Origin of the sequence: Massilia sp. Leaf139 (genome assembly GCF_001424165.1) — a bacterium.
Lineage (GTDB): Bacteria > Pseudomonadota > Gammaproteobacteria > Burkholderiales > Burkholderiaceae_D > Telluria.
Map to the genome: position 1 here is coordinate 96,822 of NZ_LMOJ01000012.1, position 19,855 is coordinate 116,676.

Sequence of the window (19,855 nt, forward strand, 5' to 3'; positions counted from 1 at the left end):
GTTTTCGTTTGCCGATACGCGTCGATCAGAACGAGTAGCGGGCGCCGACGTAAAGGCGGCGCGGTTCGACGAAGGCGTTCGCCTGGCCGAACTGGTACTTGCCGGTGCCGACCGCCAGGGCCTGCGCCGCGGTACCCGACTGCTTGTCCAGCACGTTGAAGAGGTCGAGGAAGAACTCGACTTTCTGGCTGCCGGCCAGCTTGTAGGAGTACTTCAGGCGCATGTCGAAGGTGTAGTAGGACGGGCCGGTCTGGCTGCCGACGGTGCCTGGGGTGATCCAGGAATCGAGGGTATTGCCGAAGACATAAGGGTCGTCCATCACCGGCAGGTAGCGGCGCTGCACCAGCTGGGCGCGGCTGTAGAGCAGGCCGCTGTTCCAGTTGAACACGGCGCTCAGCTCCAGGCCGCTGGCGAAGCCATTGGTGAAGTAGTAGGTGCCGTAGCCCTTGAACTGGTGCTTGATGTTGCCGGGCTGCGGGCCGTAGGCGTTCGGGGCGCGCGGATCGAGTGCGATCCAGTCGCCCTGGAAGTCGGCGTTACTGTCCGAGTTGGTATTGCCCTTGGCTTCGTTCCAGGTGTACGAGACGGCGCCCTGCCAGTTGTCGCGCTTGGCCTTGGTCAGGCTCAGTTCGACGCCCTGGTAGTCGCGCTTGCCGCCTGCCAGCGTGCCGAGCACGTAGTTCGAATTCGGCGCCGAGGAGTAGCCGAAGTAGGAATACGGCAGGTAGAAGACCGAACTCGGGGCCGCGTAGCCCACCATATCGGGCGTGTTGGTCGGATCCGAATACAGGTGCAGGTCGTAGTCTTCCAGGATGTCGCGGGTACGGCGCTTGGTATAGGCCACCGACACGGTGTAGTCGCGGCCCAGGTTGGTCGCATAGCCGAGCATGAACTCGTCGGTGAACGGCGTCTTGGTCGACGGCGCGAACAGCGCATCCGGGGTCTTCTCGCCGCCGCGGGTACGGTAGGTCACCCAGCGGTCGCCGATGAAGGCCTGCTCTTCCTGCACCGGGCCGGTCAGGTTGCCGGCGAAGTCGGACATGTTGGTACGGATCGGATCGTAGTAGCGGCCCAGGAAGGCCCAGACCTTGCTGCGGCCGTCACCGGCCGGGTCGTACACGACGCTCAGGCGCGGCGCGACCTTCCATTCGAACTTGGCCGACTGGTTGCCCTTCGAGTCGTCGTGCTTCCACTCCTCGGCGCGCAGGCCGGCGGTGATGGTCAGCTTGTCCTTGGTCCAGGTGTCCTGGAGGTAGGCGGCCTTGCCGGTGGCTTCCACGCTGTACGGCGAAGCGACGGTTTCGACGCTGCGGTACAGGTTGATCTGGCCGCCCGGGTTGCCGGTGTTGCTGGTGAACTGCAGCGCGCGCAGTTCCGCTTCCGAGACGCTGCCGTTGCCGTTGGCGTCAAGGCGCGCATTGAAGGCGGCGCGATCCGCGGCGGCGGCGCCGTTGATGGCGGCGACGACGCGCGACAGGTCGGGGGCCGAAATCGGCTGGTTGCTCCAGCCGCCCGTGGCGGGAGCCGCGACGATCTGGTCGAAGGTGAAGCCGGCGTGGCGGGCAGCCAGCGAGGTGTACTGCGCCTTGCCGGTGCCGGTGTACTGGGCATCCTCGTAGTAGGTATTCTTCGACATCAGGAAGCCGCCCTTGATCGTATGGGTGCCGGCGTTCGCGGTTTCGAGGAAGTATTCGGTGTTGAAACCGACTTCGTCGCGGTTGCGCTCCGAAACGGTGTCGACGCCGAAGCCGCCCAGCTGGACTTCCGCTAGCGGGATGCTGGTGCGGTTGAAGAAGGCGACGGTATTGCGTGGCTCCTGGCTGGCCGCGAAGTCCGACACTTCGCCGATGTGGCGGAAGGCGTAGGCGTTCAGGCGCAGGTTGCCCATGTCACGCGTGTACGAGAGATTGTAGTTGTCGCCGCCCTGCTTGCGGCGCTGGTCGCGGTTGTTCAGCGTACCGGGCAGCGTGGTGCCGGTAGTCTCGGTCGGATCGTTGAAGAAGGAAGCCACCAGACGGTCGTTCTCGGTCGCCTGCCAGGTCAGCTTCAGGAAGCCGAGCTGGTCTTCGCGATTCACGGCGCGCATGAACTGGTTGGTGTCTTCGTTGAGGACGTCGGTGTCGCGGTTTTTCTTCTGGTAGGAACCGAAGAACCACAGCTTGTCCTTGATGATCGGGCCGCCCAGGGTGACGGCCGCATCGTAGGTCGAGAAGCCGGACGCGGTGGCGTTCTTGCTGTCGGCGACCAGGCTGTCGTTCTGGAAGTAGTAGTTGACCGAGCCATGGAATTCGTTACTGCCCGACTTGGTGATGACCTTCGAGACCAGGCCCGAGCCGCCCGCGTACTCGGCAGGGATGCCGCCGGTCAGGATCTGCTGTTCCTGGATGATCTCGGAGTTGATGTTGGAACCGAAGGTGCCGGTGCTCGGGTCGGTGACGTCGACGCCGTCGAGGATGTAGACGTTGTCGGACGAGGTGCCCGTGGCGCCGTCGATGTCGGAATAGTTCACGCCCGACTTCGAGGACGGGTTGCCGCCCGAGGAAGGCTTGACGCCAGGGACGAGCTGCAGGTAGCTCTGGTAGTTACGGCCGGTCGGGAGCGATTCCACGACGCCCAGGTTGAGAATGGTGCCGACGGTGGCCGAGGTGGTGTCGACGCGCGCCACGCGCGAACCGGAAACGACGACCTGCTGCATGCCGGCGGTAGCGCCTGCCGCGGCGCCCGCGGCTGCCGGAGCGCCCAGGGTGTACGCGACGATAGGGTTCTGGTTACTGACGACCGCGACCTCGGTGGCGGTGAAGTTCGAGTAGCCGGGGGCGATCACTTCAACCTTGTAGTCCGTTGCCGGATCGAGGCCGGCAACGCGCACTGTGCCGTCCGCTTCGGTGGTGGCCGTCTTGGTCACCAGGCTGCTTGGCGAACTGATACGCACCGTGGCGCCGGCAACCGGCGCGCCCTGCGGGTTGGTAATCGAGATCCGCAGGCCGCCGGTTTCGGCAGCAAGTGCAGCGCCCATGAAGCACATGCCGATTGCCACCGAAATGGCCGAGCGGCGCAAACCTGCTGCCCTCGAAGTTTGTTTCACCGTATGCAACATAACTCTCCCTGTTAAAGTTTTTATCAAGCTGGGTAGTACGTCGTTTTGCCACTGGTTGGCCGATAAATAAGTCGGCCTCAAATCGCGATTGAAAGCCTTCAAGCGTTATCTGATCGAACCATAAAACCATAGCAAAAGTGCCAATGTCAACGATCAACATTTCCAGACGTGCATATATACAACACTCGAATAAGATTAAATTTTTAATAACAAAAAATCTTCACCAAACTGATGCGCTGCAGCGAAAAAATGCCCCGTAAAACAGGCGTGCCGCACCATAAGCGTGCGTTTTTTAAATTCGCTTATTTCCGGCGATCACGCGAATTCAAGCATGAGAAATCGAGACATGCATATTGCAACGCAATAAAATTCGGGGTGCGTCTTTACATCCAAACGCGGCGCGCCAGCGATCCCTGTGATCCGCGGCCACTGCCGGGTTAAAATACGCGTTTGCCGGCCGCCTCTATGCGCGCGGCATTGCGCCACCGCTCATCTGGACTTCCCATGCTGCGAATTAACGAACTCAAGCTCCCCCTCGACCACCCCGACCACGCGCTACGCGACGCCATACTCAAGCGCCTGGGCATCGACACCAACGACTTGGTCGATTTCAATGTCTTCAAGCGCAGCTACGACGCGCGCAAGAAAGCGGCGATCGTCCTGATTTACGCGATCGACGTCGAAGTGAAGAACGAGGCGGCGGTGTTCAAGCGCCTGCAGGGTGACCAGTACATCGTGCCCTCCCCCGACACCGGCTACAAATTCGTCGACGCCGCGCGTCCGCCCGCCGGCACGCCGCGCCCGATCGTGGTCGGCACCGGCCCCTGCGGCCTGTTCGTGGCGCTGATCCTGGCGCAGATGGGCCTGAACCCGCTGGTGCTCGAGCGCGGCAAGGTCGTGCGCGAGCGCACCGTCGACACCTTTGGCTTCTGGCGCAAGCGCAAACTCAATACCGAGTCGAACGTGCAGTTCGGCGAGGGCGGCGCCGGCACCTTCTCGGACGGCAAGCTCTACAGCCAGATCAAGGATCCGAAACACTACGGCCGCAAGGTACTGACCGAATTCGTGAAATCCGGCGCGCCGGAAGAGATCATGTATGTCAGTAAACCCCACATCGGCACCTTCCGTCTTGTGAAGATGGTCGAGCAGATGCGCGCCGAGATCCTGTCGCTGGGCGGCGAAATCCGGTTCGAAACGCGTGTGGACGACATCCGCGTCAGCGAAACGAACGGCGTGCGCCAGGTACGCGGCGTGGTGCTGGCCAATGGCGAGGAGATCGCCACCAACCACCTGGTGATGGCGGTCGGCCACAGCGCGCGCGATACCTTCGAGATGCTGTATAACCGCGGCGTGTATGTGGAAGCCAAGCCCTTCTCGATCGGTTTCCGCGTCGAGCACCCGCAGTCCCTGATCGACGTCTGCCGTTTCGGCCCGAACGCCGGCAACAAGATCCTGGGCGCGGCCGACTATAAAATCGTGCACCACGCCTCGAACGGCCGTTCCGTCTACAGCTTCTGCATGTGCCCGGGCGGCACGGTGGTCGCGGCTTCGTCGGAAGAAGGCCGCGTCGTCACCAACGGCATGAGCCAGTACTCGCGCAACGAGAGAAATGCCAACAGCGCCATCGTGGTCGGCATCACGCCGGAAGACTATCCTGGCCACCCGCTGGCGGGCATCGCCTTCCAGCGCGAACTGGAGTCGCGTGCCTTCCTGCTGGGCGGCAGCACCTACGATGCGCCGGGCCAGCTGATGGGCGACTTCGTGCGCGGCGTGGCGTCAAAAGAATTCGGTTCCGTCATCCCCTCGTTCAAGCCGGCCGTACACCTGACCGACCTCGCGCCTTCGCTGCCGGACTATGCGATCATCGCGCTGCGCGAAGCCTTCGTCGCCTTCGACAAGCAGATCAAGGGCTACTACAAGGAAGACGCGGTGCTGACCGGCGTCGAGACCCGTACCTCCTCGCCGATCCGCATCAAGCGCCGCGACGACGACCTGCAAAGCCTGAATACGCGCGGTCTGTTCCCGGCCGGCGAAGGCGCGGGCTATGCCGGCGGCATCATGTCGGCGGCGGTGGACGGTATCCGCGTGGCGGAAGCCGTGGCCATGGCCATGGGCGTGCCCGTACCCGCGCTGCAGGACTGAGCCGCGTGACGTCGCCCGCGAGCACAGGCCGCGCCGGCGCCGGCATCCTGGCGCCCGTCCTTGCCATCGTCGGTTCGCTGATCTCGGTGAACGTCGGCGCGGCCTATGCCAAGGGCCTGTTCCCGCTGGTGGGCAGCGCCGGCATCACCGCCACGCGCGTGGGCCTGGCGAGCATCCTGCTGCTGGCCTTCTGGCGTCCGTGGCGCGCGCCGCTGGCGCGGGCCGACGCCGTCAATGTCGCGATCTACGGCTTCATGCTCGGCATGATGAACCTGCTGATCTACGCCGCCTTCGCGCGCATTCCGATCGGGGTCGCGATCGCCATCGAAGTGATCGGGCCGCTGGCCGTGGTGGTGTGGTCGTCGCGCCACCTGCGCGACTTCGCCTGGGTCGGCTGCGCCGCCTTCGGCCTGTGGCTGCTGGCGCCGACCAGCACGGACGCCGCCGCGCTCGACCCGGTCGGCGTCGCCGCCGCCGCCGCCGCCGGCTTCTGCTGGGCCATGTACATCGTCTTCGGCAAGCGCGTCTCGACGCTCAAGGGCGGCCACGTGGTGGCCTGGGGCATGCTGGTGGCTGCGCTGTGCACGGTGCCGGTCGGGATCGCCCAGGCGGGCAGCGCCCTGTTCGCGGCGCCGGTGCTGCTCGGCGGCCTGATGGTCGCCCTGCTCTCCTCGATCCTGCCCTATTCGCTGGAAATGATGGCGCTCTCGCGCCTGCCGCGCCGCGTGTTCGGCATCCTGGTCAGCGCCGGGCCGGCGGTCGGCGCGCTGGCCGGCTTCTTCGTGCTCGGCGAAGTGCTGACCACGACGCAGTGGCTGGCGATCGGGATGATCGTGCTGGCCACGGCCGGCAGCGCGGCGACCGCCGGGCGGGGCTGACTCGATGTCTTGAATCGCGCGCAATCAGCCCGAGGCAAGGAACAAAGCGCAGCAAGGCTGGCTGCCTTGCGAGCATGTGTGACGCCGCATCGGGTTGATTGCGCGCGATTCAGAGCCAGCCCGACTTTTTGAAGCGGTAGTAGAGGTACCCGCACACGCTGAACATCACGCAGACCGCGATCGGATACCCGTACTTCCATTTCAGCTCCGGCATGAACTCGAAGTTCATGCCCCAGACGCCGGCGAAGGCGGTGAACACCGCGAAGATCGCGGCGTAGGAGGCAAGCTTCTTGTTCACATCGTTTTCTTCGATCGCGACCATCGACAGCGTCACCTGGATCGCGGTGGCGATGGTGTCGCGGATGGTGTCGAGGCGGCCGGCGATGCGCAGCAGATGGTCGTGGATGTCGCGGAAATAATCCTGGGTCTGGCAGGCGACGGGCGGCACCCGGCCACCATGCAGGCGGCCGACGGCATCCATCAGCGGAATGACCGCATGGCGCAGTACCAGCGTATTGCGCTTGAGGTCATACAGGCGTTCGATGTTGTCGCGCTGGGCGCCCTGGCCGCCGAAGATGCGGTCTTCGATCGATTCGAGATCGGATTCGAGTTTGTCGACGATCGGGAAGTAGCGGTCGACGACGGCGTCCATCAGCGCATAGAGGACGAAGCCGGAGCCCATCTTGAGCATTTGCGGATCGCGCTCCGTGCGCGCGCGCACGCCGAGAAAACCCTGGGCCGAATCGCGCCGTACCGAGAGCACGTAGTTCGAGCCGGCGAAAATGGCGACCTCGCCCGAACAGATCTCGTCCCCGTTTAGGTTGACCGTGCGGACGACGGCAAAGACGGAATCGCCGTACTCCTCGAGCTTTGGACGCTGGTGGCCGCGCGAGGCGTCCTCCACGGCCAGTTCGTGCAGGGTGAACTCCTCCTGCATGGTGGCCAGTTCGGCCGGCTCGGGATCGCGCAGCGCAACCCAGACGAAGCAGCCGGGCATTTTCAGGTATTCGCTGATATCCTCGACCGGGATATCGGATAGTTTCTTGCCTTCCTGGTAGGCGACGCAGTTGATCAGCATGGTGTAAATGGATGGGGCAGCGAAGCCAGAGCTTACACCATCCCTCCATCAAACCACGGCCAAGATGGCGCGACGTTCATGCGCCGCCCAGTGAAACCGTGGTCGAGGCCATTGGCCTCGACCACCCCTACTCCTCGCGCGCGCCGTCGATCCCGAGTTCAACGATCTTGCGCGTGATCGTATTGCGGCCAATCCCCAGGCGCATGGCCGCGTCGTTCTTGCGGCCGTGCGTATGCTTCAGCGCCGTCTTGATCAGGGCCGACTCGAACTGCTTGCCGAGCGTGTCCATCACCTCGAACTGGCCGGCGCTGAGCATGCTCGCGGCCTGCAGTTCGAGCAGGCCGATCCAGCCATCGGGCGTCGGCGGCAAGGTCAACGGCGCCGGCACCGCGCCTTCGGCCAGGGGCGCCGCGAACGCCACCGCTCCGGCCGGCGGCGCCTGCGTCAGGTCGCGCGGCAGATCCTTGACCTCGACCGTCTGGCCGGGCGCCATCACGGTGATCCAGTTGCACAGGTTTTCCAGCTGGCGCACATTGCCGGGCAATTCCAGGCTGCTGAGAAAACGCATCGCGCTGTCGCTCATGCGCTTCGGTTCGACGCCCAACTGGTGTGCGCTCTGCACCAGGAAGTGGCGCGCCAGCAGCGGGATGTCCTCGCTGCGTTCGCGCAGGCTCGGCAGGCGCAGGCGGATCACGTTCAGGCGGTGATACAAATCTTCGCGGAACAGGCCGTCGCGCACGCGCTGTTCCAGGTTCTGGTGGGTCGCCGCGATCACGCGCACATTCGCTTTCACCGGCTGGTGCCCGCCGACGCGGTAGAAGTGACCGTCCGACAGCACGCGCAGAAGGCGCGTCTGCAGGTCGAAAGGCATGTCGCCGATCTCGTCGAGGAAGAGCGTGCCGTCCTCGGCCTGCTCGAAGCGGCCGCGCCGCATCGCCTGTGCGCCCGTGAAGGCGCCGCGCTCGTGGCCGAAGAGTTCGGACTCCAATAAATCCTTCGGGATCGCCGCCGTGTTCAGGGCGATGAAGGGCTGCTGCGCGCGCGGGCTGTGCTTGTGCAGGGCGCGCGCGACGAGCTCCTTGCCGGTGCCCGATTCGCCCGTGATCAAGACCGTCACGTTCGACTGCGACAGGCGGCCGATGGCGCGGAAGACTTCCTGCATCGCCGGCGCCAGGCCGAGGATCTCGGGCGTCTCGGCGGGCGCCGCTTCCACGCTCGCCTCGCGCAGGCTTTCCTCGAGCGCACGGCGGATCAGGGCGACGGCCTTGTCGATGTCGAAGGGCTTGGCGAGGTAGTCGAAGGCGCCGCCCTGGAAGGAGGCGACGGCCGAGTCGAGGTCGGAAAACGCGGTGATGATGATGACCGGCAGGCCCGGGTGCTTGGCCTTGACCGCTTGCAGCAGGTCGATGCCGGACTCGCCCGGCATGCGGATGTCCGAGACCAGCACCTGCGGTGTGTCGGTTTCGAACGCGGCCAGTGCGTCGCGCGCGTTGGCGAAGCTGCGCGTCTCGAGATTCTCGCGCGCCAGGGCTTTTTCGAGCACCCAGCGGATCGATGCGTCGTCGTCGACAATCCAGATTGGTTTCATGTAGGTCGTGCTTTCCGCAATAAATTCGTCGTCGGACAGAGGCGGAAATCACGGCCGCTGCCGCATCAGTGCAGCGGCAGCAGGATCCGGAAATCCGTCAGTCCAGGCCGGCTTTCGCACTCGATCATGCCCAGGTGCTGCTGCACGAAGGTTTGCGCCAGCGTCAGCCCCAGGCCGCTGCCGCCATCCCTGCCCGACACCAGCGGGTAGAAGATACGGTCGCGGATCTCCGGTGCGATGCCCGGTCCATTGTCGATGATATGCAAGTCTAATGCCAGCCCGTAACGCACCTTGGCCAGGGTGACCTGGCGCGCCACGCGGGTGCGCAGGACGATCTCGGCCTCGCCCGCGGCAATGCGGCTTGCGAGCGCCTGCGCGGCATTGTGGACGATGTTCAGCACGGCCTGGATCAGCTGTTCCTTGTCGCCCCTGAACTCGGGAATCGAGGCGTCGTAGTCGCGGCGGATCGTGAGGCCATTCGGGAATTCGGCCAGCACCAGCGAGCGCACGCGCTCGCAGACTTCGTGGATGTTGACGTCGCCGACGATATGCGGCTTCCTGTGCGGCGCCAGCAGGCGGTCGACCAGGGTTTGCAGGCGGTCGGCTTCCTTGATGATGACCTGCGTGTACTCTTTCAGCTCACCGAGGTGCAGCGGCGGCAATTCGAGTTCGAGCAGCTGGGCCGCGCCGCGGATGCCGCCCAGCGGGTTCTTGATCTCATGCGCCAGGTTGCGGATCAGTTCCTTGTTGGCCTGGCTCTGGTCGAGGAAGCGCTCCTCGCGGTCGAGCTTGAGCTGCTGGACGTTCTCGCGCAGCTCGATCAGGACGTCGCCGTCATCGAGGCTGCTGGCGATCGAATGCACGTGCAGGGTTTCGCGCCCCGGACGATCCAGGGTCAGATCCTGGCGCAGATCCGCATACTGGTGGGCGCGGGTCTGCTCGCACAGGGCGGCCAGCTCTTCGCCGTTCGAGAACAGCGCGCCCAGGGTCTGGCGCGAGAGCGATTTCATGGAGGCGTCGAGCATGTTCTCGGCCGCCGGATTGGCATAGCGCACCCGATCCTGCGGGTCGACCAGCAGCACGCTGGAGGCGAGCAGTTCCAGGCCGGCAAAGCGGGACGGCTGCGCGCTGTCGGGATCGGTCATCGTATGTTGGCGATCTCGCGCCGCAGCGCCTCGATGTTGCGCTCAGTGCGGCTGATGTCGTCGCGCATCCCGGCCACGCGCTCCTGGTATTTGGCGTAGTTGCGCTCGTTGCCCTGGCGTTCTGGCTCGCCGTTGTTGAAGACCTTGCGCAGCTCGGCCAGTTTCTGCTCCTCGGCACGCAGCTCCTCGTTCAGGATGCCGCGGCGGTCGTCGTCGCGGGCGCGCTGCTGCGAGGTGTCCACGCGAGGGAAGTTTGACGGGCTGGGCGCAGGTGCGGCCGCTGGCGCATTGCTGGGGCGGAGGGCGCTCGGCGCCGGGCCCTGGCGCTGCGGCGGCGCCGGGATATAGCCCGGCAGGTCGAGCGCCTTGCAGCCCTTCTTGCCGGTATCGGTGAATTCGACGCGCCCTTGCGCATCGACGCATTTGTAGACCGTGGTCTGGGCCTGGGCCGTAGCGCAGAGCAGGACGCCGGCGGCCAGAACAAGTTGTGCACCCCGGCGGGTGACGCTGGTTGTCATTCGCATCAGTAGAGAGCTGCACGGGAGCGTGCGCGGGTATCGTTGCGCCGAATATACCGCATCCAAATAAAAACGCGGGGAAAGCCCTTGGCCCGCCCCGCGTTTGTTACCTGCGCTTACAGCTTTTGATGCCGCAGCGCAACGGTCTGATCAAGCCGTCAAGCCGAGTAGTACATGTCGAACTCGGCCGGATGCGGCGTCATGCGCAGGCGCTGCACTTCGTTCATCTTCAGTTCCAGGTAGGCGTCGATCATGCTGTCGCTGAACACGCCGCCGCGGGTCAGGAACTCGCGGTCCTTGTCCAGGGCTTCCAGTGCTTCTTCCAGCGAGGAGCAGACCGTCGGGATCAGCTTGTCCTCTTCCGGCGGCAGGTGGTACAGATCCTTCGAAGCGGCTTCGCCCGGGTGGATCTTGTTCTGGATGCCGTCCAGGCCCGCCATCAGCAGCGCGGCGAAGCACAGGTAGACGTTGGCCAGCGGATCCGGGAAGCGCACTTCGATGCGGCGGCCCTTCGGGTTGGCCACGTGCGGGATACGGATCGAGGCCGAACGGTTACGGGCCGAGTAGGCCAGCTTCACCGGCGCTTCGTAGCCAGGCACCAGGCGCTTGTACGAGTTGGTGCCCGGGTTGGTGATCGCGTTCAGGGCCTTGGCGTGCTTGATGATGCCGCCGATGTAGAACAGCGCCGTCTCCGACAGGCCGGCATAGCCGTCGCCCGCGAACAGGTTCTTGCCGTCCTTCCAGATCGACTGGTGCACGTGCATGCCCGAGCCGTTGTCGCCGTTGATCGGCTTCGGCATGAAGGTGGCGGTCTTGCCGTAGCTGTGGGCGACGTTCCAGATCACGTACTTCATGTTCTGCGTCCAGTCGGCGCGCTCGACCAGGGTCGAGAAGCGGGTGCCGATTTCGTTCTGGCCGGCGCCGGCCACTTCATGGTGGTGCACTTCGACCGGGATGCCGAGCGATTCGAGGATCAGGCACATTTCCGAGCGCATGTCCTGGAAGCTGTCGACCGGCGGCACCGGGAAGTAGCCGCCCTTGACCGCCGGGCGATGGCCGCTGTTGCCGCCTTCGGTTTTCGCGTCGGTCGACCACGAGGCTTCGTCCGAATCGATCTTGACGAAGCAGCCCGACATGTCGACTTTCCAGCGCACCGAATCGAAGATGAAGAATTCAGGCTCCGGGCCGAAGAAGGCGGTGTCACCCAGGCCGGTCGACTTCAGGTAGGCTTCGGCGCGCTTGGCGATCGAGCGCGGGTCGCGGTCGTAGCCCTTGCCGTCCGACGGTTCGATCACGTCGCACTGCATGAACATCGTCGTCTCTTCCATGAAGGGGTCGATGTTGGCGGTGGTCGGATCGGGCATCAGGATCATGTCCGAGGCTTCGATGCCCTTCCAGCCGGCGATCGACGAACCGTCGAAGGCGTGGCCCGACTCGAATTTGTCGAGGTCGAAGTGCGACACAGGAACGGTGACGTGCTGCTCTTTACCGCGGGTATCCGCAAAGCGGAAATCCACGAACTTGACTTCGTTGTCCTTCACCATCTGCATCACATCTGCGGCGGTCTTTGCCATGCGTTTCTCCTAAATGAAATCGTTGTCGTCGACGAGGCGGGAGCGTTTCGCGCCATCAGCTCTTGTCGACGTGCTTGCAGGAATCTATGCAGGAACCATGCCAGCCTTTGCGGCATGATCTAATACGCATTCGTTCTTTGGAAAGCCGCGAGTTTAACCATAAAATCTCCAGCAACCGGGAATGCTTCAATCGTGCACCCAAATTGAACATTTGCACCATATTGGTGCAGACAACCATAAACGCACCATTCTGATGCACGCCGCACCATTTGGGCAAGCGTGCGCCGACACGGTGCGCTCACGACAAGGACAGTATGAAAACGACCAAGGAAATCCTGGAAGCGGCCCGTGAACGCGCACCCGGCCAGCCTTACGCCGGTGCGGTCACGCCCGACGAGGCCTTCATGCTGCTGCAGGCGGCTCCGAACGTGAAGCTGGTGGACGTGCGCACCAATGCCGAGCGCGACTGGGTGGGCCGTGTCGTGGTGCCCGAAGACCAGCACCTGGCCGTCGAATGGGCGACCTATCCCGGCGGCCAGCCCAATCCCCAGTTCGGCGCGCAGCTCGAACGCATGGCGGGCAAGGACGAGATCCTGCTGTTCCTGTGCCGTTCCGGCGTGCGCTCGCGCCACAGCGCGCGCGTGGCGACCGAACTCGGTTACGAGAACGCGTTCGACATCCTCGAAGGCTTCGAAGGCGACAAGGATGGCGACGGGCACCGCAAGACGGTGGGTGGGTGGTGCAAAGCAGGCTTGCCCTGGATCGGGGCGTAAGCCGATGATGTAGGGTGGTCGGCTCCACCCTATCGTATGAACCTCGCCGCCATGTGCGCCGCCCACGCGTTCAACGCACGCTTGATCAAGCGCGAATGGTCTTGGGCTGCTTGAACGCGTGGGCGGCGCCAACGCAGCGTCCGTGCAGCGCTCAGGGTGGAGCCGACCACCCTACATCTTTCATCAATTCGCCGGCAGCACCAGCACCTGCACGCCCGACGCCGTCTCCGGTGCACGGTACACGCGCTGGGTCGCCTTTTTGAAGTCTTCCGGCTTCGCCTTCGGGATGTGGGTAAAGGTCTGCGGATTCAGGTCGACCAGCGGGAACCACGAGCTCTGTACCTGCACCATGATGCGGTGGCCGCGGCGGAACGTGTGGTTCACGTCGCCGATGGGGAAGCTGAGCGCCTCCACCTTGCCCGGCACGAAGGCTTCCGGCTTCTCGTAGCTGTTGCGGAACTTGCCGCGCAGCGGATTGCCGCGCACCAGCTGCTGGTAGCCGCCCAACGCCAGCGCGGGCGCGGGCACGTCGCTGCCCTCCCGTTCCTGCGCCGCCGCAGGATAGGCCGCAGGGTAGACGTCGATCAGTTTCACCACCCAGTCGGCGTCCGTCCCGGTGGTCGAGACGAACAGCTTCGGCGTGACCGGGCCGGCGATCGTCACGTCCTCTTCCAGCACCTCGCTCTGGTAGACCAGCACATCGGGCCGGGTCGCGGCGAAGCGCTGGTCGGACACCATGTATTCCTGCGGCACGCCGGTAGCCGGATAGCCGATGAAGGGCACCGGCTTGGCCGGGTCGGCGACGTATTCGTCGAACGTGGCGTTCGATGTCGCCGGCTGCTGCCACGTCAGCTTGCCGTCGGCGCCGAAGTACAGGGTGCGTGGTTTCGCCTGCACCGGCGGCCAGGCGCTGTGGCGGCGCCAGGCGTTGCTGCCGGTCTCGAAGGCCGTGACTTCGGCGATGGCCTGCTGCGGCTTCACGCCCTTCAGGTGCTGCTCGAAGAAGGGGAACTGCAGCTCCTTGCGGAAGTATTCCGAGGTCTTGCTGTCGAAGCGCACGTGGCCCAGGCGCGCGCCCTCGCCGCGCGCCCAGCCGCCATGCACCCAGGGCCCCATCACCAGGCTGTTGACGATGCCCGGGTTCTGCTTTTCGATGGCGCCGTAGATACTGAACGGCCCCTGCGGGTCTTCCGCGTCGAACCAGCCGCCCACGGTCAGCACGGCGGCCTTGACGTTTTTCAGGTGTGGCGCGATGGCGCGCGACTGCCAGAAGCTGTCGTAGGTGTCGTGCTCGATGTTGGGCATGAAGAGCGCGCGCTGCTCGGCGCTCATGCTGGCGGCGATGTTCGACAGGGTGCGGTGGCGCAGGAAGAAGTCGTAGCCGTCGGTGGTGCCGTAGTCGAATTCGGCGCGCGTCTTCGGCAGCGGCGTCGGGTTCTGCGCCTCGGTGAAGGCGGCATAGAAATCGAAGTTCGCCGCCAGCATGAAGGCGCCGCCATGGTACGAATCGTCGCCCATGTAGAGGTCGGCGATCGGCGCCTGCGGCGAGGCGGCCTTGATCGCCGGATGCGAATCGATGATGCTGGCCGCCGTATAAAAGCCCGGATAGCTGATGCCGTGGATGCCCACTTTGCCGTTGTTGTTGGGGACGTGCTTCAGCAGCCAGGCCACGGTGTCGTGCATGTCCTGGCTCTCGACGCCTTCGCCGGCGGCGCGCTTGGCGGACGCGTGCGGCGTCATCTCCTGCCACTTCCCTTCCGACATGAAGCGCCCGCGCACGTCCTGCTTGACGAAGATGTAGCCCGCGTCCTCGAACTCGCGCGAGGGGCCGATCGCGGCCGGCATCCAGTCGACGCCATAACGCAGCTCGCCCTCGGCGTGCACGCCCGCGCTGTAGGGCGTGCGCTGCATCAGGAAGGGGTAGCTGCGGCTGGCGTCCTTCGGCACGTAGACGACGGTGAACAGCTTGACGCCGTCGCGCATCGGGATGCGGTATTCGTACTTGGTGTAGGTGGCGCGCAGGTCGCGCTTGGCCGCGGGCGCATCGGCCGCCGCCGTGTTGGCCGCGAGGACGGGGCCGGCGCCAAAGGCCAGCAGGAGGCTCAGCACGAGGGGAGACAAAGGACGACGCATGGTGAATTCTTTCGGAAGCGATTGCACGGGGCCGCCAGTGTAATCCGATTCCGAACAGAATTGCTATTCGGGCAAGCTGCCGCCCGCCATGCTCGTCGCCTGCAGGCGCTGGCGCACGATGTTGATGTGCCCGCGCAGGCCGTATAGGCCGTCGGCATAGGCCAGCGGCACCGACACGTGGTTGACCTGCTCCTCGATCTCGTCGAGGCGCTTCAGCAAGTCGTTACGGACGATTTCACGTTGATCCTCCAGAACGGCTTCCCAGGCCTGCTCCACCGCCCGCAATTCGCCATACCAGCGGTAGACGCGCGAACGCACGCGCCACACGTACAGCGGCGGCACGATCTTCGAGAGCGGGATCACCAGCGCGGCCAGCGCCACCACCACGACCCAGAGCCGCTCGAACAGGTTCGCGAGCCAGAAACGCATGTAGCGCTGCAGGAAGGGCGGCCCGTCGCGGTAGTATTTCGCGGCCTCGTCGGCCACCGGGATCTCGGTGAATTTCGGCGAGGGGAACTGGCCCTGCTGCTGGAACCACCCTGCCCCGCCGTGGATCTCGCCGGCCGCCTTGACGAACAGGTCGATCAGGGCCGGATGCAGATCTTCGCGCGCGACCAGCGTCGCCGTCGGCGCGATCAGGTGGTAATCCTGGGCCGGGATGTCGCGCCCGAGGTCGACGATCCCGCGCGGCAGGGTCACGTGGGTGAGGAAGGGCAAGCGCCGGGTATAGGCTTCGGCCTGGCTGAAATTGAAGAGGCGGATGCCGGGCGTCTGCAGCAGCATCTGGATCAGCGGCGCTTCCGGGGCCGAGCTGAACACGAGGCCGTCGATGCGGCCGGCCAGCAGTTCGACCGTGGCTGGCGTGTTGCCGAGGGCGCTGATGGTGAGCTCGTCCGGTTCGACTCCGTTCACGGCCAGCACCTGGCGGAACAGGTTGGGCACACCCGTGCCTTCCGGCCCCAGGTTGATGCGCAGGCCGCGCAGGCCGGTCAGGCTGCTGGTCTTGACGCCCTCGCGCAGGAACAGCCATACCGGTTCGGTGAACAGGCTGCCCAGCGATTCCAGGCCCAGCTTGTTGGCCTGCGCTTCGGCCGTGGAGCCGCTCTGCACGAAGGCGATGTCGGCCTCGCCGCGGCGCAGGCGTTCGAGGTTGTCCTGGGAACCGAAGGTCGGCAGCAGCGTGACGCGGATCTCGTCCTTCTGCAAGGCCTTCGCATATTGCGCGCCGAAGGCTTCGTAGGCGCTGTTTTCCTGTCCCGTCGCCAGGCGCACCTGACGCGGCGGCGCCGGATCGACCAGCAGGTAGGCGGCGACGATGGCCGCGGTGACGAGGATGATGGTCGGCCCCGAGGCAACCAGCAGGTCGCGCAGCGAGACGAAACTGAAATTGCGGATGCGCGAAACGGCGCGCCGGCTTGCCTGGCGCGCCTTGTCACCTGCCTTCAACGCACGCACGCGCGCTGGCTGGCCACGCTGCCCTGCGGCGGCTCGATCATCGGCATCAGGCTCGGCGCCAGGGAGGTCAGCAGCTGCACCGGCAGTGCGCTGGTGAAGTCGTAGTTTTCCGACTGCGGGCCGTGCACATAGGCCGTCATCGAACCGAAGAAACGCTCGCCGATGTTGAAGACGAACGTGGCCGAACGGTTCACGTAGCGCGATTCGATCAGGCGCCCGCCCCGTGCATAGACGTCGAAGCGCTGGTCGCCGGTACCGGTCTTGCCGCCGACTGCGACCACGCCGCCGTCGGCCGTCGTGAACGCCGTCTTGGCGCGCTTGGCGGTGCCTTCCGAGACCACGCCGCGGATCGCATCGGCCACGGCGCGCGCCACTTCCGGCGCCAGCACGACTTCATGCTCGACCTTCTGCGCGCGCTTGACCAGAGTCTCGTAAGGCGTGCCCTTGGCGAAGTGCAGCGAGTCGATGCGCTCGACGGGTTTGCGTACGCCGCCGTTGATGATGATGCCCATCAGTTCGGCCAGCGCGGCGGGCCGGTCGGCCGAGGCGCCCAGGGTCGTCGCATACGAGGGCACCAGCGAATCGAAGGGGTAGCCCATCTTCTTCCACTGTGCGTGGATCTTGAGGAAGGATTCGACTTCCAAGAGCCCGGCGATGCGCTTGTCCTGGGCGTTCTTGCGGTTGGTCTTGAACAGCCAGGAATAGACTTCCTGACGTTCCTTGACGCTCGCCTTGACCGCCTCGCTCCAGCCGGCTTTCGGATGGTTGCGCAGGTAGCCGACCAGCCACAGTTCCAGCGGGTGGGTCGAAGCGACATAGCCGCGGTCGGCCAGCGACATGTTGGCCGGGTCGAACTGCTCGTACAGCTTCTCGATCCGTTCCTGGTCGACTTCGTTGGTCGGCAGCGAGGCGTTGATGAAGGCGCCGAATTCCTGCAGCGTCGCGTTCGGCGCGATCGTGCGGTGCACAGCGGCCAGCTTCGAGGCGGCCGGACGCACGCTTGCCAGCAGCAGCGTCTGCGCTTCCGGATAGGTCTTGCCCTTGTACTTGTTCCAGAACTTGGCCAGGAAGGTCTTGCCTTCGGCATCGGCGAAGCGGGCCAGGTATTCGGCGCGGCGCGGATCGTCGGCGTCGGCCAGCAGCGCGGCCGAGGAGCCCGGTAGCTGGAACATGTAGTAGCGCGCCACGTCGCGCATCATGCGCACGAAGACCAGGTTGGTCGACTGCTGCAGCGCGTGCTGCACCGTCATGATCTTGCTGTTGTCGAGCTTGCTGAAGTTGCCGAAGTAATGCAGGCCGCCGCCGGTGAAGAAGCCCTCGCCCGGATTGGCCGAGTATTTTCGCTCCATGGCGGCCGCCAGCATCGGCGCCAGGCCGCGGTCTGCGTTCGCCGGCAGCGCCTGGAAGTACTCGACGGCCCACTGGCTCAGGCGATCCTTCGGATCGATGCGCGCCTCGCGCAGCGCCTTCGGATCCATCTCGCCATAACGCTTGTGCAGCTGGTCGACGATGTCGAGATAGGTCACCAGGGTGCGCAGCTTGGCGGTCGAGCCGAGGTCGAGCTTGGCCTGCTCGTTGATGTCGAGCGGCTGGTCGTAGTTGTCGGTCTGGACGCGCAGGTAGTTGACGTTGTCGCCGCGCTCCATCAGCGTGAAGCTGTAGATCACTTTCGACGGGTCGCCGTTGCCGAGCATGCCCTTGCCGGTCAGGCCGGCTTCCTCCGCCGCTTCCGGCGTGGTCAGGCGGCGCAGCGCGGCCGTGACGGCTTGCTGGGCGTCCGAATCAAGTGTCGAGACCACCGACATGTCGAGGCGGTCGAGGTTGTACAGGCGCGGCTCGCCCAGCAGGTAGCCGAGGTGGTTGCGCACCGCGTTCGAAGCCTTGCGCGACACGAAAGCGTTGGCGGCGGGCGGTTCGACGCCCGAGCCGAGCGCCGGTTTCAGTTTGACGGCGAGCGCGGCGTCGCGCAGCTGCGGCGTGATCACGCCCGCCTGCGCCAGCACCCGCAGGTGGCTGTTGGTCAGGGTCTCGAGGTCGGCTTCGCCGGCGCCGAGGTAGTAGGCCGGGCGGCGCTGCGCGATCATCAGCGACAGCGCTTCCTTGTAGACCAGGACGGCTTCAGGGGTGTCCATGCGGCCCTTGAGGGTCTCGCTCACCTTCTGGAAATCGCGGCCGTACCAGACCCACATGCCGTCGCCGATGCCGTTCACTTCGCCGTAGCCGAGCTTGGCCGACAGCGGCACCGTGTTCAGGTAGTCGAGCACGATCTGGCGGCGGGCGCCGGTGGTGTCTTCGCCATGGCGATAGGCGCGCAGCGTGGCCGAGGCCATCTGGATCAGCTTGTCTTCCAGCGAGGCGGTACGGCCTTCCGGCGAGTGGCGGTATTTTTCGATCTGGGTGGCCAGGGTCGAGCCGCCGGCCACGCGGCCGCCGCCGCTGATGCCGATGGCCGACAGCGACTTGTCGAACACGGCCTTCGAGAAGCGATCCCATTCGACGGCCGGATTGCGTTTCGGGTAAGCCGGGTCGAGCAGCTCGCGGTTCTCGATGAAGAGCAGGCTTTGCACCAGCAGTTGCGGCGTGTCGTCGAAGCGCTCGTAGAAGCGTTCCGGGAAGCGCGAGGCGAACAGCGGCTGGCTGCGGCAGTCGAGGATCTCGAGGCCGGTGCGGGTCTTTTCGCTGTAGGTCGCGAACAGGCCGCGGTCGGCCAGTTCCAGCATCTTGGGCGACATGCGCGCCTGGGCCTCGATGAGGTAGTCGCGCGTCTGCAGCTTGTTCAGGAAGGCGGGCAGGTGCGAGTAGCCGAGGCGGGCGTCGTACGGGCTCTCGGCCGGGAAGCGGATCGCATTGCTCGGGCCCTTCTCCACGCGATAGTGCACGTCCTTCATCATGCCGGCGAAGATCTTCGCCTGCAGGGTCGAGGTGCGCGTTTCGTACACCGCATAGGCCGAGCCGGCAGCCACGACCACGAGCAGCAGGCCGAACAGGATCAGCTTGCCGCGGCCCTTGCCCTTGGGCGGCTCGCCTTCGTGCTCGGGTTCGGGCGTGGTGCCCGGCACATCGCCAGCGCCGTCGGCGGCCTCGGTGACGAGGGACAGATGGGGCAAGGGTGCTTCCTGCGCGGCCGCATCGATGGCGGGCGCAGCATTGCCCTCGGCTTGACCGCGCAAGGCGCGAAATACGTTACGGGGCCGTTTGAAACGGCGGGTGCTTTCCATGATGGCTCAACCGGTGTGAATCAATGTTCCTGCAATCCCTGTCAACCTGCTCGCCATCCGTGCTGCCGGTCTGTTCGAGTAATTGAGGTGGTCGTTGTTGTTCATTTTTTGGGGCCGGATTTCATGCGAATTGTGTCGGCGCCCAAGCCATCATTCCACCACATCAACAGGTTTTGCACGAAGCCCTGTTCAACAAATTTGACCTCCCCGGATTTTTTTCGCAAAAAAACAACGGCAGAGTTATCGGGATGGCACT

12 protein-coding genes are annotated in these 19,855 nt (G+C 65.0%); 3 read left to right on the forward strand and 9 right to left on the reverse strand.

What is annotated here, in order from left to right; all coding sequences use genetic code 11:
• Nucleotides 1-25 precede the first annotated feature (25 nt).
• A complete protein-coding gene (locus ASF77_RS09075) occupies nucleotides 26-3,016 on the reverse strand; it encodes a TonB-dependent receptor (protein WP_200934157.1) in 2,991 nt (996 codons plus the stop codon).
• Between the two features lie 585 nt (nucleotides 3,017-3,601).
• Here ASF77_RS09075 and ASF77_RS09080 point away from each other — a divergent pair.
• Nucleotides 3,602-5,239: an NAD(P)/FAD-dependent oxidoreductase gene (locus ASF77_RS09080; protein ID WP_056337938.1), complete on the forward strand. Its 1,638-nt coding sequence runs from the start codon at nucleotides 3,602-3,604 to the stop codon at nucleotides 5,237-5,239.
• A gap of 5 nt (nucleotides 5,240-5,244) precedes the next feature.
• Entirely contained in the window at nucleotides 5,245-6,117 is an 873-nt protein-coding gene (locus ASF77_RS09085; protein WP_056337940.1) for an EamA family transporter, read from the forward strand.
• Nucleotides 6,118-6,226: 109 nt separating this feature from the next.
• Here the strand turns inward: ASF77_RS09085 and corA are convergent, their stop codons facing one another.
• From corA to glnA, 5 genes are all read right to left on the reverse strand, one after another.
• Nucleotides 6,227-7,195 (reverse strand): magnesium/cobalt transporter CorA, encoded by a 969-nt coding sequence (gene corA / locus ASF77_RS09090; protein WP_056337943.1) that lies wholly within the window; start codon nucleotides 7,193-7,195, stop codon nucleotides 6,227-6,229.
• 127 nt (nucleotides 7,196-7,322) lie between these two features.
• Nucleotides 7,323-8,783, reverse strand: coding sequence for a nitrogen regulation protein NR(I) (gene ntrC, locus ASF77_RS09095; RefSeq protein ID WP_056337950.1), 1,461 nt, complete (start codon nucleotides 8,781-8,783; stop codon nucleotides 7,323-7,325).
• Between the two features lie 65 nt (nucleotides 8,784-8,848).
• Nucleotides 8,849-9,928 carry a nitrogen regulation protein NR(II) gene (gene glnL / locus ASF77_RS09100; protein ID WP_056337956.1) on the reverse strand — a complete coding sequence of 360 codons (1,080 nt, stop codon included), beginning with the start codon at nucleotides 9,926-9,928 and terminating at the stop codon, nucleotides 8,849-8,851.
• Nucleotides 9,925-10,446, reverse strand: coding sequence for a DUF4124 domain-containing protein (locus tag ASF77_RS09105; protein ID WP_056337965.1), 522 nt, complete (start codon nucleotides 10,444-10,446; stop codon nucleotides 9,925-9,927). Before ASF77_RS09105 ends, glnL begins: the two co-directional genes overlap by 4 nt.
• Nucleotides 10,447-10,604: 158 nt before the next feature.
• Nucleotides 10,605-12,020: a type I glutamate--ammonia ligase gene (gene glnA / locus ASF77_RS09110; protein WP_056337973.1), complete on the reverse strand. Its 1,416-nt coding sequence runs from the start codon at nucleotides 12,018-12,020 to the stop codon at nucleotides 10,605-10,607.
• Between the two features lie 314 nt (nucleotides 12,021-12,334).
• Here glnA and ASF77_RS09115 point away from each other — a divergent pair, with 314 nt between their 5' ends.
• Complete coding sequence (locus tag ASF77_RS09115; protein ID WP_056337975.1) at nucleotides 12,335-12,793, forward strand: rhodanese-like domain-containing protein; 459 nt, start codon at nucleotides 12,335-12,337, stop codon at nucleotides 12,791-12,793.
• A gap of 183 nt (nucleotides 12,794-12,976) precedes the next feature.
• On the opposite strand, the gene ASF77_RS09120 is transcribed toward ASF77_RS09115, so the two are convergent.
• The 3 genes from ASF77_RS09120 to ASF77_RS09130 form a co-directional block, all read right to left on the reverse strand.
• Nucleotides 12,977-14,926, reverse strand: coding sequence for a CocE/NonD family hydrolase (locus tag ASF77_RS09120; RefSeq protein ID WP_056339010.1), 1,950 nt, complete (start codon nucleotides 14,924-14,926; stop codon nucleotides 12,977-12,979).
• 63 nt (nucleotides 14,927-14,989) lie between these two features.
• The gene (locus ASF77_RS09125) at nucleotides 14,990-16,381 is read right to left on the reverse strand and encodes a TAXI family TRAP transporter solute-binding subunit (protein ID WP_373961825.1); all 1,392 of its coding nucleotides are present in this window, start codon (nucleotides 16,379-16,381) and stop codon (nucleotides 14,990-14,992) included.
• Nucleotides 16,369-19,599, reverse strand: coding sequence for a transglycosylase domain-containing protein (locus tag ASF77_RS09130; protein ID WP_056337985.1), 3,231 nt, complete (start codon nucleotides 19,597-19,599; stop codon nucleotides 16,369-16,371). Before ASF77_RS09130 ends, ASF77_RS09125 begins: the two co-directional genes overlap by 13 nt.
• Between the last annotated feature and the right edge of the window lie 256 nt (nucleotides 19,600-19,855).